Below are 22765 nucleotides of genomic sequence, written 5' to 3'. Positions count from 1 at the left end.
AGCACCTCGCGACGACATAGCCTGACGTGAAAGGTTTTGCGCAACGGCAGGACCTGCCGCGGGAGGGTGGGTGTTGCCTGTATCGAATGCGGTGTGCATAATCCACCTCGTTGAGTGTTTTGAAGAAGCCGGTCTAGCCACCGGCTTTTTTGTGCCTGCGATTTGGGTACTGGATGAATCACCAGCCAAGGCGCACGACTACCGGCGCAGTGCCGGGTAGTCGACAATTGACCTCAACATGGAGAGCTGGCGTCCTCTTCCGGGTAGAGGTCCGGACGGAGCTGATGGCGAGTAACTTGAGCGCCAACAGCCTTCTCAAATGGGATAACAAGGTCAGCAGGAACGCGCTGATTCCGGTGCACGCACTGCCAAATGCGGGGTTGGCTTGTATTGCAGCGGCGGGCTAATTCAGCCTGCCCCCCAGCCAAGCGGACCACCGCGTCAACAGGTCTTTCTTTCTCTGGCATGTCTATGTGCCCCAATGGATCGTGCCAACGATGATAACTCAAGTTATTAACAAGGCAAACACATGTTATTTGAAGGGCAATAACGCGTGTTTTACCCTTAGCGGTATGAATGAAGACTCCGGAACACTGAAAGACCGTATCTATAGCCGGCGCGTAGCGCTTGGCTTGAGCCAGCAGCAGCTTGCTGAAAAGGCGGGCGTGAGCCAGGTGACGATCCAGCACCTGGAGAGCGGAAGGAATGCGACCTCCAAGAAGTTGGTGGAGATCGCTCGCGCGCTGAATGTCTCAGCTGAATGGCTGGACTCAGGGAAGGCATCGACGGCAGAGCCGAGTAATGTGGCTCCGGCAATGCAACCCAACATGTCTTACCGATATCCAGTTGTAAGCTGGGTTGCAGCAGGCGCCTGGGCTGAAGCAGTCGAGCCCTTTCCACCCGGTTTTTCGGATCGCTACGAAATTTCCGACTACAACTCGAAAGGCGTGGCCTTCTGGCTTGAGGTCAAAGGCGACTCTATGACTTCGCCCGTGGGCACCAGCATTACCGAGGGGATGATGATCTTGGTCGATACCGAGGCCGAGGCGATCTCAGGAAAGCTCGTGGTAGCGAAGCTTGCGGACAGCAACGAAGCCACCTTCAAGAAGCTGGTGGATGATGGCGGGCGGCGCTACCTCAAGCCACTCAATCCGGCGTACCCCGTCGAGATGTGCGCCGAAAATTGTCGCATCGTTGGTGTGGTTGTACGCGCAATGATGAAGCTCTGAAGGCTGAACTCTCACTCAAGCCCGGTTCTCCGGGCTTTTTTGTGCCTTTCGGAATCTGATCCTGCGCGAAAAGTTTACCTGCCAATAAACTTTACACACCCGCTCCTATTGCAAAGCTCCTTGAATTGAAATAACTGTATGCACATACAGTAAACGGAGTTTTCGTACATGCCCCCTCTCGCTTTCTCACATACCTCTGAAACCTCCTATGAGCGCTTAGGCCAACGAATTCAGCGCTTGATCTGCTCACCTCATGTGCAGAAGGTCCAGGTCATCGAAGTGATACCTGATGCAGCGGAGAGCCAGCGGGACTGGGATCGACTGATCGCCGAGCTGGAAGCCACTCAGGGAATTCGCATTGATCGCCTTGATAGCGGCGCGATCCGCATCGGCTGGCGGGATCACGTCGACCATTGAACAAAACCCGCCACTGAGCGGGTTTTCTTTTACCCATAAAAATAACCTAGGTTATTGACATGCGCGAAACTAAAGTTATTATTCGCACCATAACTTACGTTATAGAAATGTCGGATTGCTACCGACCAGAAACGAAGGCAGCGATGGACAGGCCTCAACAGTCCAGAGGGTTGGCAACTGACCCAGGCGTGCAGCGTAAAGCGCCAAGAACAGTTATCCGGCGGACCAGGGTCGCGGTCGGAAGAACAACGAAAGAGTTACGCCCAGGCTGCTGCCAGTTGCAGGCCCAGGCGGGAAAGCATCACTGAAGCACCTGGAGACGGGTGCTTTGGGATGCGGACGAGAACACACCGCCAGCGCGCCCCCCCTGCATCAGCCCAACGATAGAGCATCCACCGAGGCACTCATCATGGAATCGACGATTACCAGCGGCACCTGGAAAGGCCACCTCGGACGTGGCCTGGCTCCCCGCGAATTGGAATGCCTGCTGGCGGTTGCCCAGGGCATGACCGCCAAAGAGATTGCCCGCCTGATCGACATCGCCCCGAGCACCGTCGTGAAGCGGCTGAGCGCGGCCATGTTCAAGCTTGGTGTGCATCGCCGGGCCGCCCTGGTCGCCGAGGCCATGAAGCGCCAGATCATCAGCCCGATGTGCTTCGTGCTCGCTGGCTTGATCGCCATGCACGCCGTAACTGGCGATGCCGACCCAATGCGCCGCGATCGCCGCGTTCCTGAGCGACGAATTGCCCAGGTCCGAATCATCCGCAAGGCCGAATCGTTCGACCTGCACGCCTGACACCTACCCGAGGAGTTCCCCATGCACCCAGCCATGCATCAGCGTGTGGAAGGCTTGGCCGCCCTGCGCGAACGCGCCATCCTGGCCACAGCCGACTTTTACGCCAAGATCAACCGCCCGGCACCAGCCCAGCAGGTCCGGTACCAGATCGTCACCAAGGGTAAGGCTTACCACATCGTGGACCTGGCCAGCGGGCAAACCAAGGGTTTTGCCTTCTCCTACCGCGCGGCAGTGAACTTCGCCCAGGCCATGGAGGCAGCTGCGAAGTGCAAGCTGGTCGGACGGCAATGATCGGCGACCCTATCCCACACCCTCGCATCCAGGCGCTTGAGCAACTGAACGCGAGCGTCGACAAGTTCTTCGCTGCCGGCGGCCAGGCCACAAAGGTCTCAGGGTTCCAGAACACTCCCCCGCCGATGCGATCCACGAAGGTTGATCCCGAAACCATCCTGAAACGTCGGCGCCGTCGGCCAAGCACCGCAGAGCGCGCCGTCCTGCGGAAGCTCGCGGAGGCTCTATGAGCAAGCGCAAACCGCACAACATGCGAGCCCGGATGGAGCGTGCCTGCCGGGCGCTGCTGGGCACCAACCATGTAGCCGTGGTGAACATCGACCCCAGCGGCCAGCAGTGCCTGGTCAACTGGAAAAGTGGCAGCCGCATCCGCAGCCGCCAGATAGTCGATGCGGTATGCGACATCCCTCACCGCTGGACCATCTACCTGAGCGTCATGTGCCAGAAGGCCAATGGCGAGCAGTACTGCAAGTCCGTCGAGGTCGCGCCCCAAGGCAACTACCTGGCATCGCACCTCACCGATGTAATCGAGGCGACATATACGGACCTGCGCGCCCAGTGCAACCAGCAGCACGTTGTAGCCTCGGGATGGATCGCAATCCCTGCAGACCTGACGCTTGAAGAGGCCCAGGCCGCCGCAGTGTTCAAAACCGTCGGCGCCTGGAGCCAGGAGAAAGTCGCAGCATGAGGCGAATCACCAACCGTATCCGGCACGGCCGGCGCCAGCAACACATCAATCTGCCGCCCAGCGGCTTGGGAGGTATCGACCATGGCGAAGACGCCAGCCCAGCGCAAGCAAGAACAGCGCGAGCGAGAAAAGCTCTCTGCGGAGGAACGCGAAGCCCGGTTGCTGTCACGCCGGATTGTCACGGACCTCTATCACAACACTGACAACGCACTTAAACGGTCGATGGCCAGGGCAGGCATTGTGGAGGAGCAAGACCTCATTTCCCGCCTCATCCACGGCGCCGATCGGCTCACAGACAAGCAGCTCGCATCGCTAATCCGCACTGCGTGACATGCCGCCGTGACAGGCGGAACACGAGCATCTGACCCATTGCCATCATGCCGCCAGCCGGCCACGGAGAGTACCCCATGCCCATTCGACACGCAGTGATGCACTTCATCGACAAGAAGCCGGACGGCAGCCCGGCGACCCTGCATGTGGCCGGAGCCAGCCTGCCCGTCAGCGGCACCATCGAGAACCTGGTGCATGACGTGAACGACGGCTACAACGCCAAGACCGGCAAGGCCTGGGGCTTCTTCCATCCCGAGTCGGGCGCCTACCCGCTCAGCGGCTGGCTCGCCAAGCTCACCGGTGGCGACATGGAGTTCATCGACTTCACCCGCACTGCGGTTGAGCACCTGACTCGCCTCATGGGGGAATCCAACCTGGCCGTTGGCGGGCACGTACTGTTCGCCCTGTACCAGCAGGGCATGACCGAGTACCTGACCATCGCCATCCTGCAGCAGGCCGAGACGATCTCGGTTGCGGACGACCTCAGCGTGTCCGTATCACGGCACCTGGACACCAGCGCCCTGCACTTCGCAGCCCGAATCAACATCAGCGAATGGCGCAACTGCCCAGACTCACGGCAGTACATCTCGTTCATCAAGAGCAAGAATGGCCGCAAGGCATCCGACTACTTCCGCGACTTCATCGGCTGCCAGGAAGGGATCGACAGCCCGGGCGAGACGCGAACTCTGCTCAAGGCCTTCGCTGATTTCGTGAAAGCGGAGGATCTGGCCGACGACACCGCCAGCGAGAAGAGCCACGAACTGGTGGCCTACGCCCAGGCGCAGGGCAAGACCGGCGACCCGGTCAGCCTCGACGAACTGTCCGCGCTGCTGGACGAGGGCAACCCCAAGACCTTCGCCGAGTTCATCCGGGCTGGTGACTACGGGATCTCCGAGAGCTTCGCCGCCGACAAGCGCACCCTCAACCAGTACCGGCGCTACACCGGCCGCGCTGAAGGAATGTCGATCAGCTTCGAGGCGCACCTGCTCGGCAAGCGCGTCGAGTTCGACCAGGACAGCGCCAGCCTGACTATCAAGAACCTGCCGACGCAGCTCATGAATCAGCTGAGGCGCGCTGCTGAAGCCTGATCAAGGAGTGATCAATGAACAACTACAACTGCGACTACGTTCGCCGCCATTACGACGTACCCGCCGAGATCGGGCGCCGCGTGATCGCCAACGGTGAGCCGGGCGTGATCATGGCCGATCGGGGGCATTACATCGGCGTCATTCTCGACAGCGACCCGAAGAAGCGCATCCGCAACTACCACCCCACCTGGGAGATGCAGTACGGCGAGATGGCTGAAAAGCTACCGCTGAAGCGCTACCAAGTGCTGGTCAGCGGCTGGGACTGGTGGGACATCACCAATCGAACCATTGTCCAGGTGTTCGCCAGCACACCCTCGCAGGCCAAGTACAAGGCCTACGAGCGGTGCGAGTACCACGACATTGAATGCATGTTCGGCTTCAAGGTCCGCCTGGCCTGATTCTCCAGCAACCCTATTCGACGATGCGCTGCCGAAGGTTCACAGGCTTTCTGCGCGGCGCTGTTCGTCCATCTGGAGAATCAGTCGCCCCATCTCCTTGTTCTCGTCGTGAAGTTTCTTAAGGCGCTTCTGAGTCAGTTGCCCCTTCCCCATCAGCCTGTACAGCTCGGCATGGTAGTGAACGAAAAGCACAATGGGCGGCAAAGGCCCTCTCTTGCCGGACTTCTCCGCCAAATCGAAAAGGTGATCTCGATCCTTTGTGGCTGACTCCATCACCATCTTGGTCATCTCTCTTTTGTGCTGGTATCGACTCTGAATCCAGATACCGGCAAACGAGCTTACCGACCCTACCAGCGCCCCAATCAAACCGACGGCCCAAGCCTCCATAAATCACTCCTTATCGATGGAAAATCCATTTTGCCATCGCGCATGCGCGAGCAGGAGATCCTCATGAGCACATTCGCAGTCTTCGGCATGACCGCCGACGTAGCGCTGGCCGAGGCCAGGAAGATCACAAAGACCACCAGGCCAAGCGATAAGGCTGGCTGCCCCCCCCTAGAGCTGACGCTCGCTGAATGGGAGGAAGCCGTGCAGCAGTGCGCCGCGGCGATCATGGCAGGCGAGAAGGTGAAGCAGCTGAGCCAGATGTTCGACGCGCCGCAGTACGCCGAACAGTTCGTTGCGTTAACTCGAAAACACTGCAAGTGCAGGGATTTGCGCATCAGGGCCAAATGCGCACTTACAGATCCCGAGGGACACCCAATCATCAATGAGAAATCCAACGCGCCAAAGGTTGGGTGGGCCGACTACTCACCCGGCACAGACCGCGCACGTGATGTCGCTTAATTATCTCGCGGGCAAGGAAGCAATCTACAAAATTTGACCAAGCCCACATCGTATAAAAATATCGGCTCTATCGGAACTCGTAGTTTCGGCCTCCATATTGCTCGCACTTCTAGTTGCGGACTGAAATGCTTTTCCTTTATAACGGCCGGATTAACCCCCCAGTCCCTGCCATTCCAGATTTCTTCTCGATCCGCGTAAAGCACAGGCCCAAGATACTCTAGCTGGACCGGAGTGACATAATTTAATGACTCGGTCAGTCTTTCATAGAACCTTTTAATGTCGGAAATTTCAACGCAAGAATTCGCGCCATCGAACTCCCGCAAAACATCTAAAGAATAGCCAGCGGATATGCAGTGTACGAATCGGTCTGACACATCGAACGACTTCCTGACTGTAACACCTTCAAGCTCTCCGACTGCGCCTCTCTTCGCCTCAGCGATTTGAAATGCTTCGACTGCCGGTGATCGCCGACTCCCATCGCCCCTTACTATATCGGACTCAATAAAGTGGCTGACACTTTTTTTACCTTCTTTGCCATCCGCTATTCCCTTTTTGTGCTCAGCCTTGCGGAAGTTGTGCAGCGTTCCTATTCGAATATTACCTAGATTCAGCAGAGACCGATTGTATTTATCGGCTGAATACCTAAACCCTAACTTCATTAAAACCTCCATTCCAGACACTATTGCGCTGTTCAAAGCGGCCGTCGCTCGTGGAAACCGTAGCAATGAGGTGAGATCTGCCCCTATAACCAATATTTGACTATATATGACGAGGTCTCCCCATGCCCACAGAAAACCGATCCACCCACACCGAACAGTTGGTCAGCGTGCCGCGCGCAGAAATCGAAGCGGCTGCCGAGCGCTTCGCCCGAGCGCAGATCTTCGACTTCTCCTCGAAGCTAAACGCCCTTCTCGCCCAGCCAGCCGCCCAGCACCAGGGCGAGCCGGTGGCGTGGCAATACCGCGTAAGCGCTGGCGCAGCCACTGGCTGGAGCTTGTGGCATGAAGGAAAAGGCGAGAAGTTCCGCGATAGCTATCAGGTGGAGACGCGCCCGCTATTCACCCACGCCGCCACTGGCGAAGGCTTCAGCGCCGGTGACATGGCCGACCAAGGTGCCAAGGCGTTCGCTGCCCGTGATCCGGAAGTCGAGGAACTGCGGACTCAGTTAGCTGAAGCCCAAGAAGTTCTTCGGGATTGCATCGAAGTCGGCGAGCTTGATGCCGAGACAGAATGGAAGGCCAAGCGGGTGTCCGCGGGTCGGCGCCTTTACGTTGACGATCGGGCACTGTCCGCCGGCGCCGCCTTGCAACGCCAGTCATGAGCTGGGAACAGTGGTGGGCCGAACTGGTGGCTTTGGCCGCAAAGAACGGCCACACGCCCGGCATGCCAGAGCTGTGGAAGGAATACAACTGGGCGCGTGGACAGACCCCGCAAGAAGCCTACTTGGCTGAATACTCTCTCGATTTCTAACCCCTCTCCCCTCTATTGAACAGCCGCGATATGGCGGCAAGGACGAAGTCATGCCTGAAGAAATCAAGCTGATCCAGCGGGCTCCAGTTGTGCGCGACGAAAACGGCATGTTCCAACATCCGGACCTTCCCGACTTCGACGAAGGTGATGGCGACAAGTGCAAGGCCTGGATTGCCGAACAGGGCCTGGCGGTGTGCATGGTCAGCCTGGAATACGCCGATGAGGCGATCGCTAACCGATATTTTGAAAGTCATGACCCTGACTGCAGTTACTGGGAGCCTGAACGACCTACCGGTGGCGATTGGTTCTGCCTGGCCATTCACGACACCGACGACGGCCCGGTGTGCTGGTGGGCGCGCCGCGAGGTGAAGTCATGAGCCGCAGCGGATACAGCGACGACTGTGATGGTTGGAGCCTCATCTGCTGGCGAGGCGCGGTGAAGTCGGCCATCAGGGGCAAGCGCGGCCAGGCATTTCTGGTCGAGCTCCGTGATGCACTGGACGCTATGCCGGACAAGCGCCTGGTAACAGACACGCTTGAAGCGGACGGCCAATTCTGCACCCTCGGCGCGCTCGGCGCCAAGCGCGGCCTCGACATGACCAAGATCGACGCCCATGACCGCGAGAGCGTGGCGCAGGCCTTCGGGATCGCTGAGGCCATGGCTGCAGAAATCGTCTACGAGAACGACGAGAGCCCAGGCGAGTTCGTGCAGGAAGTGGATGGGAGGTGGAAGTTGCTCTCGGATACGCCTGAGCAACGGTGGCGGCGCATGCGCGCTTGGGTCGAATCCAATATTCAGCAGGTGCAGCCATGATCCTCCTACCATTCGCCGCCCCGCTCTACATGGCCTGGCTCATGTGGAAGGGGCCGAGGCCATGAGGAAGAACTGCAACAGTTGCCAGCACCTGGAATGGGTTGATGGCGAGCACGAGTCCGACACCGGCTTCACCTGCAACAAGCGCCACCAGCAGATGTGGGCAGCCGGGCGCGAGCAAGAGCTGCTCAGCAACCTGGACCGCGACGACTACCGCGACCGCTACAAGCGCTGCTTCGATCCCAATGCCACGCCTAACCCCTCCCAACCTCTGCCGCCACGCGCGGCGTGGAGACAACCATGTCCCTGATTTCCGTCGAACGGGCGGCCGACATGCTCGGCGTCAGCCGGGCCACGGCTTACCGGATGGCCAATGAAAAACGCATCCCAACCGTTCGCTGGATGAAGCGCGGTGTCAGGGTGCATGCCGAAAAACTGCAAATGATGATCGACGAAGCCGCCGCTGCTAGTATCTGCGCCGCGGGCGGCATGTCGGAGGAACCCGAATGCCCTACAAAAGAGACGATTCGCCCTATTGGTGGATCTTTGTCACACAGTCAGATGGAAAAAGAGTTAGACGCTCTTCTGGGACTGCCGACTTCGCGGCGGCAAAAGCACTAGAGCAACAGGCCCGGGCGGATGCCTGGAAGGAAAAAGAATGGGGCGTGAACCCGCCCCGCTCTTTCAATGAGGTGATGCTTCCGTATCTGCGTAACGCCGGCCAGCACCAGCGCAGCTACGAAACAACACTCAACAGGGTAAAAGCCTTGCGCCCCCATTTTACAGGGGTTGTGATGAATGACCTAGCCGGAAAGGACGTCCGGGCGTACATGGATAAGCGCAGCACTGCAGGAGTATCGGCGGCGACGATCAACCGGGAGCTGGCCGCGCTGTCTGCGGCAATCAACTGGTGCAACGTCGAGTATGAGTGGGGCCTGCCCAATCCAGTGAAAGGCCGAAAGATGAAGGAGCCAGAGGGCCGCGTGCGCTGGCTCACAAAGGCCGAAGTCGAAAGCCTTTGTCGGGCGGCCAGGTCGCAGAAGTTTGGTGTGATTCTGGAGAGCTTCATCCGCCTGGCGGTAAACACCGGCTGTCGTAAGGAGGAAATGTTGGGCTTGGAGTGGCGCCGCGTGGACTTTGCCAATGGCTTGATCTACCTGGAAGGCGTGCACACGAAAGCCGGAAAGCGTCGAAGCATCCCGTTGAACCAGGGGGCGCTCGATGCACTGAAGCAGATGATGGCGTTTCGCGCCGAGCTATGCCCGGCAACACCTTGGGTTTTCGCGCGTGGAACAGGCGAACGGGTGGTGTGCATACGGAAGGGATTCAACGAGGCTTGCAAGAAGGTGGGGATTGATGACTTCACGATTCACGATCTGCGCCACACGTGTGCAGCTCATTTGATCAGTGCCGGCGTTGCGCTGGCTGAAGTCAGGGATTTACTGGGTCACTCGACCGTCATGATGACGGAGCGTTATGCGCACTTGGCGCCAGCCAGGGTGAGGGATGCGGTACGGGTGTTGGACCAGGGTCGTGAACAGTCGAGTTCACGTTCTGTTCACGTTGAAAGTCCAGCGGCTCAAGGGGGAGCACTGCTTAAGCTCGTAACCCCTTGATTTACATAGTGGTGCGGACGAAGAGACTCGAACTCTTACAGCTTGCGCCGCTGGAACCTAAATCCAGTGTGTCTACCAATTTCACCACGTCCGCGTGTAGCTTTTAAAGCAAAGGCGCCAGATTTTCATCAGGCGCCTTTCTGGAATATGGGGTGGACGATGGGGATCGAACCCACGACAACAGGAGTCACAATCCTGTGCTCTACCAACTGAGCTACGCCCACCATATTGCATTTACCGCTTTACTTGTGCCTAAGCTGCCTATTGGCGCACCCGGCAGGACTCGAACCTGCGACCATCCGCTTAGAAGGCGGATGCTCTATCCAGCTGAGCTACGGGCGCATATTTAATCTGCTTTCTGTTACGATTACAAATTAACTTTTAGCCGTACCGAACAAGCTACCAAATCCGCTCATTCTGCCTGACCTTGCTAACCAGTGCTAGGCTCTGCCCGACAAGTGCGACGAATGTTATAGACGAGTGGTTAGGTCGTCAACTCTTTTTTGAAAAAAATTCATTTTATTTAAGGGCTTAGGGGAATTGCCGGACCAAGCGCCTTTGCCCTCGGGCCCCTTCATGCGAGAATGCGCGCTCTTTTTATTCCCTCTCGATGGTTAATCACGCGTCATGACTGCACACCTTATCGACGGCAAGGCGATCGCCGCCAGCCTGCGCCAGCAGATCGCCCAACGTGTCGTGGAGCGTCGCCAGCAAGGCCTGCGTACGCCTGGCCTGGCGGTGATCCTGGTCGGCACCGACCCCGCCTCTCAAGTCTATGTCTCGCACAAGCGTAAAGACTGCGAAGAGGTCGGCTTTATCTCCCAGGCGTTCGACCTGCCCAGCGAGACCTCCCAGCAGGAGCTGACCGACCTGATCGATCGCCTCAATGATGATGCGAACATCGACGGTATCCTGCTGCAGCTGCCATTGCCTGCCCACCTGGATGCATCGCTGCTGCTCGAGCGTATCCGTCCGGACAAGGACGTCGATGGTTTCCATCCTTATAACGTCGGCCGCCTGGCCCAGCGTATCCCGCTGCTGCGTCCGTGCACCCCCAAAGGCATCATGACCCTGCTCGAAAGCACCGGTCAGGACCTGTACGGCATGAATGCCGTTGTCGTCGGCGCCTCGAACATCGTCGGTCGCCCGATGGCCATGGAGCTGCTGCTGGCCGGCTGCACCGTCACTGTCACCCACCGTTTCACCAAGGACCTGGCCGGCCACGTCGGCCGCGCCGACCTGGTAGTGGTTGCCGCCGGCAAGCCTGGCCTGGTCAAGGGCGAGTGGATCAAGGAAGGCGCCATTGTCATCGACGTCGGTATCAACCGTCAGGACGATGGCAAGCTGGTCGGCGATGTGGTCTACGAGACTGCCCTGCCCCGTGCCGGCTGGATCACGCCGGTGCCGGGTGGCGTCGGGCCGATGACCCGGGCCTGCTTGCTGGAAAACACCTTGTATGCGGCTGAAGAGCTGCATAAGTAAGGTGTGAACAGGCAATGAAAAAACGGCATCTGTGAAGATGCCGTTTTTTTGTGCCCGGAGAAGAGCGGATCGCGGGGCAAACCCGCGCCTAACGTGCCGCGTCCCAGGACTTGAGCAGCTCGCTGTAGCTGACCGTCTCGCCCTTTGGCTTCTCGTTGGCCAGCTTGGGCTTGGGCGCGCCCGGCTGGTCAAACCAGTACTGGGCATCCCGCTCCGGGTTCAGCTTGGGCGCGCACGTGGCCTGAGCCTTGGAGCGCTCAAGCCGTTCCAGGATTTTGTCCTGGTCGCGGGCCAGGCCATCCAGCGCTTGTTGCGGGGTCTTTTCGCCGCTGGCCGCTTCGGCGATATGGCTCCACCACAGCTGGGCCAGGCGCGGGTAGTCCGGCACGTTGGTGCCGGTGGGCGTCCATTGCACCCGCGCCGGGCTGCGGTAGAACTCCACCAGCCCGCCGAGCTTGGGCGCCAGGTCCGTCATGGCCTGGGAGTTGATGTCCGACTCGCGGATCGGCGTCAGGCCAACGATGGTTTTCTTCAGCGACACCGTCTTGGAGGTCACGAACTGGGCGTACAGCCAGGCCGCCAGGCGCTGCTTCTCTGGTGTCGACTTGAGGAAGGTCCAGGAACCGGCATCCTGATACCCAAGCTTCATCCCCTCCTCCCAGTACGGCCCCTTGGGCGACGGCGCCATGCGCCATTTCGGCGTGCCGTCGGCGTTCATCACCGGCAGGCCGGGTTTGGTCATGTCGGCGGTAAAGGCGGTGTACCAGAAGATCTGCTGGGCGATGTTGCCCTGGGATGGCACCGGCCCGGATTCGGAGAAGGTCATGCCCTGGGCCTCGGGCGGTGCATAGGCTCGCATCCAGTCGACGTACTTCTGGGTCGCATACACCGCCGCCGGGCCATTGGTATCGCCGCCACGGGTCACACTTGAACCCACCGGGTGGCAATCCTCCACGCGAATGCCCCACTCATCCACCGGCAAGCCATTGGGCAAGCCCTTGTCGCCGCCACCGGCCATGGAGAACCAGGCATCGGTGAAGCGCCAGCCCAGCGACGGGTCTTTCTTGCCGTAGTCCATGTGCCCGTAGACGCGCTTGCCGTCGATTTCCTTGACGTCCTCGCTGAAGAACTTGGCGATGTCTTCATAGGCCGACCAGTTCACCGGCACGCCGAGCTCATAGCCGTACTTCTCCTTGAACTTGGCCTTGAGGTCCGGGCGGTCGAACCAGTCGGCACGGAACCAGTAGAGGTTGGCGAACTGTTGGTCAGGCAATTGATAGATCTTACCGTCAGGCGCGGTGGTGAACGAGATGCCGATAAAGTCCTTCAGATCCAGGGTTGGCGAGGTGTAGTCCTTGCCTTCGTTGGCCATCAGGTCGGTGATGGACTCCGTCTTGCCGTAGCGAAAATGCGTGCCGATCAGATCCGAGTCGTTGACCCAGCCGTCATAGATGTTCTTGTCCGACTGCATCTGGGTCTGCAACTTCTCCACCACGTCGCCTTCCTGCAGCAGGTCATGGGTCAGCTTGATACCGGTGATTTCACTGAAGGCCTTGGCCAGTACCTTGGACTCGTATTCATGGGTGGCAATGGTTTCCGACACCACGTTGATCTTCATGCCGCGAAACGGCTCGGACGCCTTGATGAACCACTTGAGCTCCGCAAGCTGTTGCTCAGGGGTCAGGGTCGAAGGCTTGAACTCGCTGCCGATCCATTTCTTTGCGGCATCTTCATAGGCGTCGGCCCAGGCGCTGGCGTGAAAGCTGCCCAGTACGAGCAACGCAGCCAGGGTCAAATGTCGCCGGTTCTTGTTGTTGTCGAACATCGTGATCTCCCGATTGTGTATTCCCACGGAGCCTGGCCGAACCTGCCCGGTCAGCCCCAACGCATCACCACCAACAGCCACACCGCTGACAGCAGCGAGGCCACCCAGATGTTCCAGTCGCTGACCCCGATCACCAGCAGGTGCAGGTACGCGCTGCCCAGAAGCCCGATGAACAACCGATCGCCACGGGTAGTGGCAATCGGCAGGAAGCCCCGGCGCTCCACGCAGGGCCTGCGCAACTCGAACAGGGTCATGCCCAGCAGCAAACATCCGATCGCCGTAAAGAACAGCGCCGTCGGCAGGGTCCAGGCCATCCACTCCATCGCACGCCTCCTCAGACCCGGCCCAGGGCAAAGCCCTTGGCCACGTGGTTGCGGACAAACCAGATCACCAGCATGCCCGGCAGAATCGTCAACACCCCGGCCGCCGCCAGCACACCCCAGTCGATGCCCGAGGCAGACACCGTGCGGGTCATCACCGCCGCGATCGGCTTGGCGTTCACCGACGTCAGCGTGCGCGCCAGCAGCAGCTCGACCCAGGAAAACATGAAGCAGAAAAACGCCGTCACACCGATGCCCGAGCCAATCAGCGGCACGAAAATCTTCACGAAGAAGCGTGGAAAGCTGTAGCCGTCGATATAGGCGGTCTCGTCGATTTCCTTCGGCACGCCAGACATGAAACCTTCCAGAATCCACACCGCCAACGGCACGTTGAACAGGCAGTGGGCCAGGGCCACGGCAATGTGGGTATCGAACAGGCCGATGGAGGAATACAGCTGAAAGAACGGCAGCAGGAACACCGCCGGCGGCGCCATGCGGTTGGTCAGGAGCCAGAAGAACAAGTGCTTGTCGCCGAGGAAGCGGTAGCGCGAAAACGCATAGGCCGCCGGCAAGGCGACACTCAGGGAAATCACTGTGTTCAGGCACACGTAGTACAGCGAATTGAGGTAGCCGCTGTACCAGCTCGGGTCGGTGAAAATGACCCGATAGTTATCGAAAGTAAAATCCTGCGGCCACAAGGTCAGGCCGCCGAGAATCTCGGTGTTGCTCTTGAACGACATGTTCAGCAGCCAATAGATCGGCACCAGCAGGAACAGGATGTACAGCAGCAAGGGCAACGTCTTGCGCAGGTTCATCAGGGCTGCCTCCTAGTCGTTGTCGGCATGGGTCATGGCGGTGTAGAACAGCCACGACACCAGCAGGATGATCAGGAAGTACACCAGCGAGAACGCCGCCGCCGGCCCCAGGTCGAACTGCCCCACCGCCATTTGCGTGAGGGTCTGGCTGAGGAAGGTGGTGGCATTGCCCGGCCCGCCCCCGGTGAGCACGAACGGCTCGGTGTAGATCATGAAGCTGTCCATGAAGCGCAGCATCACGGCGATCAGCAGCACGTTCTTCATCTTCGGCAACTGGATATGCCGGAACACCGCCCAGGCCGAGGCGCGGTCGATGCGCGCCGCCTGGTAGTACACATCCGGGATCGCCCGCAGCCCCGAGTAACACAGCAGCGCCACCAGCGAGGTCCAGTGCCACACGTCCATCACCAGCACCGTCACCCAGGCGTCCATGGTGTTGGCCGCGTAGTTGTAGTTGATCCCCAGTTGGTTGAGCGAGGCACCCAGCAAGCCGATGTCGGCACGGCCGAAGATCTGCCAGATGGTGCCCACCACGTTCCACGGAATCAGCAACGGAATCGCCATGACGATCAGGCACAACGACGACCAGCGCCCCTTGGTCGGCATGGTCAAGGCAATGGCGATCCCCAGCGGAATCTCGATCAGCAGCACGCACCCCGAATAGATGAACTGACGCAGCAACGAGTCATGCAGACGCGGGTCCTGCAGGACCTGGCGGTACCAGTCGGCGCCGACGAAGTAGCGGCTGGACTGATCGAAGATGTCCTGCACCGAGTAATTGACCACTGTCATCATCGGCACCACGGCGCTGAACGCCACCAGCAGGAACACCGGCAACACCAGCCACCAGGCCTTGTTGTTGGGCACCTTGTTCATGGCGTGGCCTCCACTAGCACATCGTCGGCATAGAGCATCAGCCACTGGGATGGAAAGCTGATCCAGGCATGATCCTCAGGGACGATGCGGTCTTCACCCAGGCGGACCTTCAGCGCTACGCCCTCAAGCTCCAGGGTCAGGATCCGGTAGGTGCCCAGGTCTTCGACATCCACGACGCGCGCCTTGAACGCATCATCGAAAGGCGCCTCGCGCACCTGCACGAACTCCGGACGGATACCGACCTGCAAACGTGCGGTGGGCAGCGCTTCCAGGCGCTCGCGCAACGATGCCGGCAAGGGCAGCTCAACCGCACCAAAGCTCACGCCGCCCGCCTTGAGCTGCACCTCGATCAGGTTCATGCCCGGGCTGCCAATGAAGTAACCGACGAAGGTATGGCGCGGCCGCTCGAACAGCTCGCGCGGGGTACCGAATTGAACGATCTGGCCGCCATACATCACCGCGATCTTGTCAGCAAAGGTCGAGGCCTCCAGCTGGTCGTGGGTGACGTAGATCATGGTGATGTTGAACTGCTCGTGGATCTGCTTGAGCTTGCGCCGCAACTTCCACTTCAGGTGCGGGTCGATCACCGTCAGCGGCTCATCGAACAGGATCGCCGACACATCGTCACGCACCAGGCCGCGCCCCATCGAGACTTTCTGCTTCTCGTCGGCACTGAGGTTGCGGGCTTTTCTGTTCAGTGCCGGGCCCAGGTCGAGCACCTCGGCAATTTCCGCCACCTTGCTGCGTACCCGCGCCTCATCCATGCCCTGGTTGCGCAGCGGGAAGGCCAGGTTGTCGAACACCGTCATGGTGTCGTACACCACCGGGAACTGGAACACCTGGGCTATGTTGCGCGCCTGGGGCGAGAGCGCATTGACCACCTTGCCGTCGAACAGCACCTGCCCCTGGGACGGGCTGAGCAACCCGGAAATGATATTGAGCAGGGTCGACTTGCCGCAGCCCGAAGGCCCGAGCAAGGCATAGGCGCCGCCCTGTTCCCACACGTGCTCCAGCTCGCGCAAGGCGTAGTCGTCGGCACTGCCCGGGGTGCGACTGTAGCTGTGGGCCAGGTGCTGCAAGCGGATCTCGGCCATCAGACGCCCCTCGCTTCACGGGCACCCGGCGCCTGCACCAGGTGGCCCGCGCTGTCGAACACAAACAATTTATGCGTGGGGATGAACACCCGGATCGGCGCATCGACGTTGTACTCATGCACGCCGGGCAAATGCAGGATGATGCGAAAGTGCTCGTTGCGAACATGCAGGAAAGTTTCCGAGCCGCTGATTTCCGCCAGCTCCACCAGCACTGCCAGCTCCAGATCGTCATCGTTGGAAGGCACCAGGCTGATATGGCTGGGGCGTACACCAAAGCGGTACTCGCCGTCGCCGATACGGCGCAGGTCGGCATTCATCGCAAAGTGCACGGCCCCGGCAAAACTCACTTCGTTGCCATTGATGCGCCCCGGAATCAGGTTGATCGGCGGCTCGGAAAACAGCTCCGCCGCCAGCACCGTGCGCGGCTGGTGATACACCTTTGCGGTGGGGCCGCTCTGCACGATGCGCCCCTCATGCAGTACCGTGGTGGTGCCGCCCAGCGCCAGCGCTTCATTGGGTTCGGTGGTGGCGTACACGGCGATGCAGTGACGCTGGGCGAACAACGCGCGCATCTCCTGGCGCAGCTCTTCGCGCAGCTTGTAGTCCAGGTTCACCAATGGCTCGTCGAACAGGATCAGCTCGGCATCCTTGACCAGTGCCCGGGCCATGGCCGTGCGCTGCTGCTGCCCGCCCGAAAGCTCCAGGGGCATGCGTTTGAGGAACGGCTCGATGCGCAGCATCTGCGCGGTCTGGTGCACCTTGTGGCGAATCTCTTCTTCACCTACCCGCGCCTGACGCAACGGCGAGGCAATGTTCTCGAACACGCTCAGGGTCGGGTAATTGATGAATTGCTGGTAAACCATCGAGACATTGCGCTGGCGCACCGGCCGGCCGGTGACATCCACCCCGTTCATCAGCACCCGGCCCTGGTCCGGACGATCGAGCCCGGCCATCAGGCGCATCAGGCTGGTCTTGCCCGACAGCGTGCGGCCGAGCAGGACGTTGAACGACCCCGGTTCAAAACTGAGGCTGGCATCGACAATCCACGACTGGCTGTCGACGGTGCGGCTGACATGTTCCAGCGTTAGCGACATGGGCGGCCCTGGTGGTTGTTAGCAGACAGGCGTTGGCCACAGAGCCAGATCCGTGCCAGCACCGGGCACCCAAGGCAAGCCATTGTCAGCGCAGTATTTTTCCACAGACCCTGACCAGCGCCTGTTCACTGTTGAACACAAATGAACAGCAGGTGCTGAACACCTGAACAGCCGTGCATTGACAATGAACAGGACTGAACAACACTGGATCACACAAAAACAACAACACTGCTCCGGCAGAGGGAAGGCCCATGGCCGTATCCGCCCCCACCCATGCCCAGTTGATCCAGGCATCCTGGGCGCGCTGTCGCGAGTACGGCCTGGCGCCGCAGAGCACACCCGACTTCGACCAACTGTCCGGCACTCACCTTGACGAGCTGCTCGAGCGCCAGCAGGCGCTGTTGCGCACCACCCGCGACGAGGTCATGCCGCAGTTCACTCACCTGCTGGGCAACTCCAGTTACCTGATCATGCTCAGCGATGAACAAGGCCGCTTGCTGGACACCTGGGGCACCCGGCGCTTCATCGACCCGCACCAGCAGCACGGCTTTGTCGCCGGTGCCCGCTGGCTGGAACAGGGCGTGGGCACCAATGCCATCGGCACCGCGCTGGCCTGCGCCCAGGCCGTGCATGTGGGCCAGGACGAGCACTTCCTCAAACTCAACCGCTACATGGCCAGTGCCGCTGCGCCGCTGATCGATGCCGAGCGCCGCCTGATCGGCGTGCTGGATGCCTCCAGCGACAGCTACCTGCCTGCCTCGCAAACCCTGGGCCTGGTGCGAATGATGAGCCAGAGCCTGGAAAACCGCCTGATCATGGCGCGCTATGCCGGGCAGTGCCGGCAACTGAGTTTCAACAGCGGCTCGAACAACGTCGACAGCCAATGGGCCGGGCTGCTGCTGTTCGATGACCAGGGACGCATCCTCGCCGCCAATCGCCGGGCTGACAGCCTGCTTGGCCAGTCGCCTTTGCAACAGCGTCTTGAGCAGGTGTTCCAGACACCCCTGGCCGAGCTGCTCAAGCATGCGCCGGGTGCGCCCTTCGCCGTGCAGGTCACCGGCCGCAACCGCTTCCACTGCTTGTTGCATGAGCCGCTGGATCGGCCCGCCCCGCTCGCCGTCCAGCCACCTGCCCATGAAGGCGACCCACGGATCGGCAAGGCCCTGCGCCAGGCCGGCCTGCTGCTGGAAAAAGACATACCGGTGCTGATCCAGGGCGAAACTGGAGTCGGCAAAGAGGTGTTCGTCAATGCCCTGCACGCCGCCAGCAGCCGTCGTCACCAGCCGCTGGTTGCGGTGAACTGTGCCGCCATTCCGGCGGAGCTGGTGGAGTCGGAACTGTTCGGCTATGAGAAAGGCGCCTTCACCGGCGCCCATCACAAAGGCAACCCGGGCCTGATCCGCAAGGCCGACCATGGCATCGTCTTTCTCGACGAAATCGGCGACATGCCGCTGTCGACCCAGGCACGGCTGCTGCGCTTCCTTCAGCAACGCAGCATCCAGCCCCTGGGCAGTGGCGAGCCGGTACCGGTGGATATCCGGGTGGTCTCGGCCACCCACCAGGACCTGCCCGCGCTGGTGCGCCAGGGCCGTTTCCGCCAAGACCTGTACTACCGCATCGCCGGCCTGAGCCTGACCTTGCCGCCGGTGCGCGAACGCAGCGATCGCCTGGCCCTGATCCAGCAGATCCACCAGCAACACCGCGCCCCCGATGCACCGGCGCAGCTCGACAACCATGTCCTGCAGCACCTGTTGCAACACCCCTGGCCAGGCAACCTGCGCCAGTTGAACAGCACCTTGCAGGTAGCCCTGGCCCTGGCCGACGGCCAGCCCGTCGCCCTGGAGCATTTGCCGGACAGTTTCTTTGCCGAATCCGGGGCCGCACCCTGTGCCGAGCCGGTTGCGAGCGACGAGGATCTGAACCTGCGCCTGCAGGCCCTCAACGGCAACGTATCGGCCCTGGCACGGGACCTGGGGATCAGCCGCACCACCCTCTACAAGCGCCTGCGCGACCTCGCGGGGCACGCCCGCGCCGACCGCTAGCGCGGGCTTGCCCCGCGATCCCGGCAACACAGCCGATTCCGCTGTCGCACCCTGGATTTCAGCTTTACCGGCTGAGCGCCCACTGTGCTTCAGCCGGGATTTATCCCCCGGCGCATCGACAATATCCCTACCGCCAACCCCGGATGCGTGCCTCGATGCAAACAACAAATACAGTCTTGATGATCCGCCCGGCGCGGTTCGCCTTCAACCCGGACACCGCCCTCAACAACCGCTTCCAGCAAGCATTGCTCGACCCGGACCGGGCGCAGCAGAAAGCGCTGGAAGAGTTCGATGAATATGTCGATACCCTGCGCCAGCACGGCGTCGAAGTGCTGGTGGTGCAAGACACCCCGGCCCCCCACACCCCCGACTCGATCTTCCCCAATAACTGGTGGAGCAGCCACGCCGATGGCAGCCTGGTGCTCTACCCGATGGAGGGCCAGAACCGCCGGCTGGAGCGCAACAAAGGTGTGCTCAAGGTGCTTGAAGAGCGTTTCGCCGTCCGTCAGACCATCGACCTGAGCCCGCTGGAACAGCAGAGCATGTATCTGGAAGGGACCGGCAGCATGGTCCTGGATCGCCAGCACCGGATCAGCTACGCCTGCCACTCCGGTCGCACTCACACCCAGGCCTTGCGCCTGTTCGCCGAACAGCTCGACTACCGCCTGTGCGTGTTCCACGCCGTCGACCGGCACCAGGCGCCGATCTATCACAGCAACGTGATGATGAGCGTGGGCCGCGGGCTCTCGGTGGTCTGCCTGCAGGCCCTGCCCGACGCCGACGAGCGCCGCGCCCTGGAACACTCATTGCGCGTCACCGGCAAGGACATCCTGGCCCTGGACTTCGATCAGCTTGAAGGCTTTGCCGGCAACATGCTCGAAGTCCACGACAAACAAGGCCAGCCCCTGCTGGTGATGTCGCGCAGCGCCTGGCGCTCGCTGTCGGTCGAACAACGCCGCCAGGTCGAGCAGCACAGCCACCCGGTGGTGGTGAACATCGACCATATCGAACGCATCGGCGGCGGCAGCGCCCGCTGCATGCTCGCCGAAGTGCACCTGCCGGTGCGCCACTGATTACAACAAAGGAGTTCATCATGACCCGCTATATCGACATTACCGACCTCAGCCACCTGGTGGCGCGCAAGGGCCTTGGCACCTGCATCAGCGAGATGGCCGAGTACATTCGTGAGGACTACCTGCGCTGGCACGACTTTGAAAAATGCGCGCGCCTGGCCAACCACTCGCCCGACGGCGTGATCGAGTTGATGCCGGTGTCCGACGCCAACCTCTACGCCTTCAAGTACGTCAACGGCCACCCCAAGAACACCCAGCGCGGCATGCTCACCGTGATGGCCTTCGGCGCCCTGGGCGATGTCGATACCGGCGCACCGGTGCTGCTCAGTGAAATGACCCTGACCACCGCGATCCGCACCGCCGCCACCTCGGCCCTGGCCGCACGCTACCTGGCGCGTCCGGGCAGCCGGCGCATGGCATTGATCGGCAATGGCTCGCAGAGCGAATTCCAGGCCCTGGCCTTCCATACCCTGCTGGGTATCGACGAGATCAGCCTGTACGACCTGGACCCGAACGCCAGCGCCAAGCTGGTGGCCAATCTCAGTACCTTCCCGCAGCTGAAGGTGAGCATCGCAGGCTCCGTGGCCGAAGCCGTGCGCGGCGCCGACATCGTCACCACCGTGACCGCCGACAAGGCCTACGCCACGATCCTGACCCCGGAGATGATCGAGCCCGGCATGCACCTCAACGCCGTGGGCGGCGACTGCCCGGGCAAGACCGAACTGCACCGCGATATCGTCGAGCGCGCCCGGGTGATCGTCGAATACGAGCCGCAAAGCCGTATCGAGGGCGAGATCCAGCAGATGCCTGCCGATTCGCCCACCACCGAGTTCTGGCAAGTGGTCAATGGCCAGGCGCCGGGCCGCGAGAACGCTGAGCAAGTCACCCTGTTCGACTCGGTCGGTTTTGCCCTGGAAGACTATTCCGCCCTGCGCTATGTGCTGGATGTGGCCACCGCCCTGGACATCGGTCACGACATCGCCCTGGTGCCCGAACTGGACAACCCCAAGGACCTGTTCGCGCTGTTGCGCCAGCCGCTGGCCAGCGCCCAGAAAAAGCGCGCCTGAGGCCCCTCGGTTGCGCCGCGCCAGCGCGCGGCGCAACCGTAACCGCTGTCACTCGAACCCAAACAGGAGGTGGCGCAGCCGATCCGGCTGCAATGACACGCTCAACAGCAAAATCCGGCAGCCGACGCCGGTTGAAACGACACAAAAAAATCGTCGCCATCGCGCATTCTTGGCCCGACCAATCAGTCACTAACGGACCGATGCGCTCCACTGCCCTACATCAATTATAAAACTCAGGGATTACCACCATGACTTCGCTGCGCAAGCTCCTCGGCGTGCTGCTCCTTCCTTTGTGTGTAAACAGTGTCCAGGCCAAGGAATGGACTGAAATCCGCTTCGGCGTCTACCCCGAATACCCACCTTTCGAATCCGTTGCCGCCGATGGCAGCCTGCAAGGCTTCGACATCGAACTGGGCAATGCCATCTGCGCCAAGCTGCAGGTCAAGTGCACCTGGGTACACAACGAGTTCGACGGCATGATCCCGGCCCTGCGGGCACGCAAGTTCGACGCCATCATGTCGTCGATGGCCGTGACCCCGGCGCGGCTCAAGCAGATCGACTTCAGCGCCCGGCTGTTCCTGAGCCCCACCTCGGTAATCGTGCGCAAGGGCGCCGACTTCGGCGACACGCCCGAATCGCTCAAGGGCAAGCAGGTCGGTGTGCTGCAAGGATCGCTGCAGGAGGCCTACGCCCGCGCCAAGCTGGCGCCGCTGGGTGCCCAGGTGAAGGCCTACCAGGCCCAGGACCAGAACTACGCCGACCTGATCAACGGCCGCCTGGACGCCACCCTCACCGACAAGCTCGAAGCCCAGCTCAACTTCCTGTCCCGGCCTGAAGGCGCCGACTTCCAGAGCGGCCCGGCGATCAAGGACCCGACCCTGCCCCTGGACATCGCCATGGGCCTGCGCAAGAACGACACCGAACTCAAGGCCCTGCTCGACAAGGGCATCGCCGCGGTACACGCCGACGGCACCTTCGCCGCGATCCAGAAGAAGTACGTGGGCGACCTGGATATCTACAACGATTGATTCGCACGCCGCCGGCCAGGGCTGACCTGGGCGGCGCTGCGCCTTGTCTTGTGTGCTGACGAGAGC

30 protein-coding genes and 3 tRNA genes are annotated in these 22765 nt (G+C 60.9%); 21 read left to right on the top strand and 12 right to left on the bottom strand.

What is annotated here, in order from left to right; genetic code table 11:
* Nucleotides 1–233: 233 nt before the first annotated feature.
* Nucleotides 234–467: a transcriptional regulator gene (locus U9R80_RS08655; RefSeq protein WP_301843270.1), complete on the bottom strand. Its 234-nt coding sequence runs from the start codon at nt 465–467 to the stop codon at nt 234–236.
* 30 nt (nt 468–497) lie between these two features.
* Here U9R80_RS08655 and U9R80_RS08650 point away from each other — a divergent pair, with 30 nt between their 5' ends.
* The 8 genes from U9R80_RS08650 to U9R80_RS08615 all read left to right on the top strand — a co-directional run bounded on the left by U9R80_RS08650 (nt 498) and on the right by U9R80_RS08615 (nt 5237).
* Nucleotides 498–1229 (top strand): LexA family protein, encoded by a 732-nt coding sequence (locus tag U9R80_RS08650; protein ID WP_301843269.1) that lies wholly within the window; start codon nt 498–500, stop codon nt 1227–1229.
* A gap of 168 nt (nt 1230–1397) precedes the next feature.
* On the top strand, nt 1398–1646 hold the full coding sequence (locus U9R80_RS08645) for a DUF1654 domain-containing protein (RefSeq protein WP_301843268.1): 249 nt from the start codon (nt 1398–1400) through the stop codon (nt 1644–1646).
* A gap of 409 nt (nt 1647–2055) precedes the next feature.
* Nucleotides 2056–2442 (top strand): response regulator transcription factor, encoded by a 387-nt coding sequence (locus U9R80_RS08640; protein WP_324804817.1) that lies wholly within the window; start codon nt 2056–2058, stop codon nt 2440–2442.
* A 21-nt stretch (nt 2443–2463) separates the two neighbouring features.
* Nucleotides 2464–2733, top strand: coding sequence for a hypothetical protein (locus U9R80_RS08635; protein WP_301843449.1), 270 nt, complete (start codon nt 2464–2466; stop codon nt 2731–2733).
* A gap of 226 nt (nt 2734–2959) precedes the next feature.
* Nucleotides 2960–3421: a hypothetical protein gene (locus U9R80_RS08630; protein ID WP_324804816.1), complete on the top strand. Its 462-nt coding sequence runs from the start codon at nt 2960–2962 to the stop codon at nt 3419–3421.
* 81 nt (nt 3422–3502) lie between these two features.
* Nucleotides 3503–3751: a hypothetical protein gene (locus tag U9R80_RS08625; protein ID WP_301842871.1), complete on the top strand. Its 249-nt coding sequence runs from the start codon at nt 3503–3505 to the stop codon at nt 3749–3751.
* Nucleotides 3752–3828: 77 nt separating this feature from the next.
* A complete protein-coding gene (gene yejK / locus U9R80_RS08620) occupies nt 3829–4839 on the top strand; it encodes a nucleoid-associated protein YejK (RefSeq protein ID WP_301842872.1) in 1011 nt (336 codons plus the stop codon).
* A gap of 14 nt (nt 4840–4853) precedes the next feature.
* Entirely contained in the window at nt 4854–5237 is a 384-nt protein-coding gene (locus U9R80_RS08615; RefSeq protein ID WP_301842873.1) for a hypothetical protein, read from the top strand.
* 39 nt (nt 5238–5276) lie between these two features.
* On the opposite strand, the gene U9R80_RS08610 is transcribed toward U9R80_RS08615, so the two are convergent.
* Nucleotides 5277–5624, bottom strand: coding sequence for a hypothetical protein (locus U9R80_RS08610; protein ID WP_301842874.1), 348 nt, complete (start codon nt 5622–5624; stop codon nt 5277–5279).
* A gap of 63 nt (nt 5625–5687) precedes the next feature.
* On the opposite strand from U9R80_RS08610, the gene U9R80_RS08605 reads away from it, so the two are divergent.
* Nucleotides 5688–6083, top strand: a complete 396-nt coding sequence (locus U9R80_RS08605; RefSeq protein WP_301842875.1) for a hypothetical protein — start codon at nt 5688–5690, stop codon at nt 6081–6083.
* Here U9R80_RS08605 and U9R80_RS08600 read toward each other — a convergent pair.
* Nucleotides 6080–6742: a hypothetical protein gene (locus U9R80_RS08600; protein WP_301842876.1), complete on the bottom strand. Its 663-nt coding sequence runs from the start codon at nt 6740–6742 to the stop codon at nt 6080–6082. The genes U9R80_RS08605 and U9R80_RS08600 overlap by 4 nt on opposite strands.
* 122 nt (nt 6743–6864) lie before the next feature.
* On the opposite strand from U9R80_RS08600, the gene U9R80_RS08595 reads away from it, so the two are divergent.
* The 7 genes from U9R80_RS08595 to U9R80_RS08565 all read left to right on the top strand — a co-directional run bounded on the left by U9R80_RS08595 (nt 6865) and on the right by U9R80_RS08565 (nt 9983).
* On the top strand, nt 6865–7404 hold the full coding sequence (locus tag U9R80_RS08595; protein WP_301842877.1) for a hypothetical protein: 540 nt from the start codon (nt 6865–6867) through the stop codon (nt 7402–7404).
* Nucleotides 7401–7553, top strand: a complete 153-nt coding sequence (locus U9R80_RS08590) for a hypothetical protein (protein WP_301842878.1) — start codon at nt 7401–7403, stop codon at nt 7551–7553. Before U9R80_RS08595 ends, U9R80_RS08590 begins: the two co-directional genes overlap by 4 nt.
* Nucleotides 7554–7603: 50 nt before the next feature.
* Nucleotides 7604–7930, top strand: a complete 327-nt coding sequence (locus tag U9R80_RS08585) for a hypothetical protein (protein WP_301842879.1) — start codon at nt 7604–7606, stop codon at nt 7928–7930.
* A complete protein-coding gene (locus tag U9R80_RS08580) occupies nt 7927–8367 on the top strand; it encodes a hypothetical protein (RefSeq protein WP_301842880.1) in 441 nt (146 codons plus the stop codon). The genes U9R80_RS08585 and U9R80_RS08580 overlap by 4 nt, the downstream gene beginning before the upstream one ends.
* A gap of 61 nt (nt 8368–8428) precedes the next feature.
* The gene (locus U9R80_RS08575; protein ID WP_301842881.1) at nt 8429–8677 is read left to right on the top strand and encodes a hypothetical protein; all 249 of its coding nucleotides are present in this window, start codon (nt 8429–8431) and stop codon (nt 8675–8677) included.
* Nucleotides 8668–8988, top strand: a complete 321-nt coding sequence (locus U9R80_RS08570; RefSeq protein WP_301842883.1) for a helix-turn-helix domain-containing protein — start codon at nt 8668–8670, stop codon at nt 8986–8988. Before U9R80_RS08575 ends, U9R80_RS08570 begins: the two co-directional genes overlap by 10 nt.
* Before the next feature lie 44 nt (nt 8989–9032).
* The gene (locus U9R80_RS08565) at nt 9033–9983 is read left to right on the top strand and encodes a tyrosine-type recombinase/integrase (protein WP_301842884.1); all 951 of its coding nucleotides are present in this window, start codon (nt 9033–9035) and stop codon (nt 9981–9983) included.
* 9 nt (nt 9984–9992) lie between these two features.
* Here the strand turns inward: U9R80_RS08565 and U9R80_RS08560 are convergent.
* From U9R80_RS08560 to U9R80_RS08550, 3 genes are all read right to left on the bottom strand, one after another.
* Nucleotides 9993–10077: transfer RNA gene (locus tag U9R80_RS08560), tRNA-Leu, on the bottom strand.
* Between the two features lie 54 nt (nt 10078–10131).
* Nucleotides 10132–10207, bottom strand: a tRNA-His gene (locus U9R80_RS08555).
* 41 nt (nt 10208–10248) lie between these two features.
* Nucleotides 10249–10325: transfer RNA gene (locus tag U9R80_RS08550), tRNA-Arg, on the bottom strand.
* A gap of 285 nt (nt 10326–10610) precedes the next feature.
* On the opposite strand from U9R80_RS08550, the gene folD reads away from it, so the two are divergent.
* Nucleotides 10611–11465 carry a bifunctional methylenetetrahydrofolate dehydrogenase/methenyltetrahydrofolate cyclohydrolase FolD gene (gene folD / locus U9R80_RS08545; RefSeq protein WP_301842885.1) on the top strand — a complete coding sequence of 285 codons (855 nt, stop codon included), beginning with the start codon at nt 10611–10613 and terminating at the stop codon, nt 11463–11465.
* Between the two features lie 88 nt (nt 11466–11553).
* Here folD and U9R80_RS08540 read toward each other — a convergent pair whose 3' ends face one another.
* From U9R80_RS08540 to U9R80_RS08515, 6 genes are read right to left on the bottom strand one after another with little or no spacing between them, the layout of a single operon-like run.
* On the bottom strand, nt 11554–13290 hold the full coding sequence (locus U9R80_RS08540; protein WP_301842886.1) for an ABC transporter substrate-binding protein: 1737 nt from the start codon (nt 13288–13290) through the stop codon (nt 11554–11556).
* A gap of 50 nt (nt 13291–13340) precedes the next feature.
* Nucleotides 13341–13613 (bottom strand): DUF2160 domain-containing protein, encoded by a 273-nt coding sequence (locus tag U9R80_RS08535; RefSeq protein WP_301842887.1) that lies wholly within the window; start codon nt 13611–13613, stop codon nt 13341–13343.
* Nucleotides 13614–13624: 11 nt separating this feature from the next.
* Complete coding sequence (locus U9R80_RS08530) at nt 13625–14425, bottom strand: carbohydrate ABC transporter permease (protein ID WP_301842888.1); 801 nt, start codon at nt 14423–14425, stop codon at nt 13625–13627.
* Nucleotides 14426–14437: 12 nt separating this feature from the next.
* Entirely contained in the window at nt 14438–15301 is an 864-nt protein-coding gene (locus U9R80_RS08525) for a carbohydrate ABC transporter permease (protein WP_028945317.1), read from the bottom strand.
* Nucleotides 15298–16395 carry an ABC transporter ATP-binding protein gene (locus U9R80_RS08520; protein ID WP_301842889.1) on the bottom strand — a complete coding sequence of 366 codons (1098 nt, stop codon included), beginning with the start codon at nt 16393–16395 and terminating at the stop codon, nt 15298–15300. Before U9R80_RS08520 ends, U9R80_RS08525 begins: the two co-directional genes overlap by 4 nt.
* On the bottom strand, nt 16395–17489 hold the full coding sequence (locus U9R80_RS08515) for an ABC transporter ATP-binding protein (protein WP_301842890.1): 1095 nt from the start codon (nt 17487–17489) through the stop codon (nt 16395–16397). The genes U9R80_RS08520 and U9R80_RS08515 overlap by 1 nt, the downstream gene beginning before the upstream one ends.
* Nucleotides 17490–17740: 251 nt before the next feature.
* Between U9R80_RS08515 and U9R80_RS08510 the strand changes: the two genes are divergently transcribed.
* The 4 genes from U9R80_RS08510 (at nt 17741) to U9R80_RS08495 (ending at nt 22699) form a co-directional block, all read left to right on the top strand.
* Entirely contained in the window at nt 17741–19531 is a 1791-nt protein-coding gene (locus U9R80_RS08510) for a sigma-54-dependent Fis family transcriptional regulator (protein WP_301842891.1), read from the top strand.
* 155 nt (nt 19532–19686) lie between these two features.
* On the top strand, nt 19687–20604 hold the full coding sequence (ctlX, locus tag U9R80_RS08505) for a citrulline utilization hydrolase CtlX (protein WP_301842892.1): 918 nt from the start codon (nt 19687–19689) through the stop codon (nt 20602–20604).
* 20 nt (nt 20605–20624) lie between these two features.
* Nucleotides 20625–21671, top strand: a complete 1047-nt coding sequence (locus U9R80_RS08500; protein WP_324804815.1) for an ornithine cyclodeaminase — start codon at nt 20625–20627, stop codon at nt 21669–21671.
* A 248-nt stretch (nt 21672–21919) separates the two neighbouring features.
* Complete coding sequence (locus U9R80_RS08495; RefSeq protein WP_301842894.1) at nt 21920–22699, top strand: ABC transporter substrate-binding protein; 780 nt, start codon at nt 21920–21922, stop codon at nt 22697–22699.
* Nucleotides 22700–22765 lie beyond the last annotated feature (66 nt).

The organism is Pseudomonas sp. JQ170C, assembly GCF_035581345.1.
Classification (GTDB): Bacteria; Pseudomonadota; Gammaproteobacteria; order Pseudomonadales; family Pseudomonadaceae; genus Aquipseudomonas.
The sequence above is the reverse complement of the archived record's forward strand: the minus strand, read 5'-3'. Positions and strand labels throughout refer to the sequence as shown.

Bases quoted from the DNA above. Each gene is read 5' to 3' on its own strand.
- U9R80_RS08495 (WP_301842894.1), top strand. From the start codon at position 21,920: ATGACTTCGCTGCGCAAGCTCCTCGGCGTGCTGCTCCTTCCTTTGTGT.
- U9R80_RS08580 (WP_301842880.1), top strand. From the start codon at position 7,927: ATGAGCCGCAGCGGATACAGCGACGACTGTGATGGTTGGAGCCTCATC.
- U9R80_RS08600 (WP_301842876.1), bottom strand. From the start codon at position 6,742: ATGAAGTTAGGGTTTAGGTATTCAGCCGATAAATACAATCGGTCTCTG.
- U9R80_RS08525 (WP_028945317.1), bottom strand. From the start codon at position 15,301: ATGAACAAGGTGCCCAACAACAAGGCCTGGTGGCTGGTGTTGCCGGTG.
- U9R80_RS08590 (WP_301842878.1), top strand. From the start codon at position 7,401: ATGAGCTGGGAACAGTGGTGGGCCGAACTGGTGGCTTTGGCCGCAAAG.
- U9R80_RS08605 (WP_301842875.1), top strand. From the start codon at position 5,688: ATGAGCACATTCGCAGTCTTCGGCATGACCGCCGACGTAGCGCTGGCC.
- U9R80_RS08615 (WP_301842873.1), top strand. From the start codon at position 4,854: ATGAACAACTACAACTGCGACTACGTTCGCCGCCATTACGACGTACCC.
- U9R80_RS08585 (WP_301842879.1), top strand. From the start codon at position 7,604: ATGCCTGAAGAAATCAAGCTGATCCAGCGGGCTCCAGTTGTGCGCGAC.
- folD (WP_301842885.1), top strand. From the start codon at position 10,611: ATGACTGCACACCTTATCGACGGCAAGGCGATCGCCGCCAGCCTGCGC.
- U9R80_RS08655 (WP_301843270.1), bottom strand. From the start codon at position 467: ATGCCAGAGAAAGAAAGACCTGTTGACGCGGTGGTCCGCTTGGCTGGG.
- U9R80_RS08625 (WP_301842871.1), top strand. From the start codon at position 3,503: ATGGCGAAGACGCCAGCCCAGCGCAAGCAAGAACAGCGCGAGCGAGAA.
- U9R80_RS08575 (WP_301842881.1), top strand. From the start codon at position 8,429: ATGAGGAAGAACTGCAACAGTTGCCAGCACCTGGAATGGGTTGATGGC.
- U9R80_RS08540 (WP_301842886.1), bottom strand. From the start codon at position 13,290: ATGTTCGACAACAACAAGAACCGGCGACATTTGACCCTGGCTGCGTTG.
- U9R80_RS08500 (WP_324804815.1), top strand. From the start codon at position 20,625: ATGACCCGCTATATCGACATTACCGACCTCAGCCACCTGGTGGCGCGC.
- U9R80_RS08640 (WP_324804817.1), top strand. From the start codon at position 2,056: ATGGAATCGACGATTACCAGCGGCACCTGGAAAGGCCACCTCGGACGT.
- U9R80_RS08635 (WP_301843449.1), top strand. From the start codon at position 2,464: ATGCACCCAGCCATGCATCAGCGTGTGGAAGGCTTGGCCGCCCTGCGC.
- U9R80_RS08570 (WP_301842883.1), top strand. From the start codon at position 8,668: ATGTCCCTGATTTCCGTCGAACGGGCGGCCGACATGCTCGGCGTCAGC.
- U9R80_RS08595 (WP_301842877.1), top strand. From the start codon at position 6,865: ATGCCCACAGAAAACCGATCCACCCACACCGAACAGTTGGTCAGCGTG.
- U9R80_RS08510 (WP_301842891.1), top strand. From the start codon at position 17,741: ATGGCCGTATCCGCCCCCACCCATGCCCAGTTGATCCAGGCATCCTGG.
- U9R80_RS08650 (WP_301843269.1), top strand. From the start codon at position 498: ATGATAACTCAAGTTATTAACAAGGCAAACACATGTTATTTGAAGGGC.
- yejK (WP_301842872.1), top strand. From the start codon at position 3,829: ATGCCCATTCGACACGCAGTGATGCACTTCATCGACAAGAAGCCGGAC.
- U9R80_RS08630 (WP_324804816.1), top strand. From the start codon at position 2,960: ATGAGCAAGCGCAAACCGCACAACATGCGAGCCCGGATGGAGCGTGCC.
- U9R80_RS08535 (WP_301842887.1), bottom strand. From the start codon at position 13,613: ATGGAGTGGATGGCCTGGACCCTGCCGACGGCGCTGTTCTTTACGGCG.
- U9R80_RS08520 (WP_301842889.1), bottom strand. From the start codon at position 16,395: ATGGCCGAGATCCGCTTGCAGCACCTGGCCCACAGCTACAGTCGCACC.
- U9R80_RS08515 (WP_301842890.1), bottom strand. From the start codon at position 17,489: ATGTCGCTAACGCTGGAACATGTCAGCCGCACCGTCGACAGCCAGTCG.
- U9R80_RS08530 (WP_301842888.1), bottom strand. From the start codon at position 14,425: ATGAACCTGCGCAAGACGTTGCCCTTGCTGCTGTACATCCTGTTCCTG.
- U9R80_RS08610 (WP_301842874.1), bottom strand. From the start codon at position 5,624: ATGGAGGCTTGGGCCGTCGGTTTGATTGGGGCGCTGGTAGGGTCGGTA.
- U9R80_RS08645 (WP_301843268.1), top strand. From the start codon at position 1,398: ATGCCCCCTCTCGCTTTCTCACATACCTCTGAAACCTCCTATGAGCGC.
- ctlX (WP_301842892.1), top strand. From the start codon at position 19,687: ATGCAAACAACAAATACAGTCTTGATGATCCGCCCGGCGCGGTTCGCC.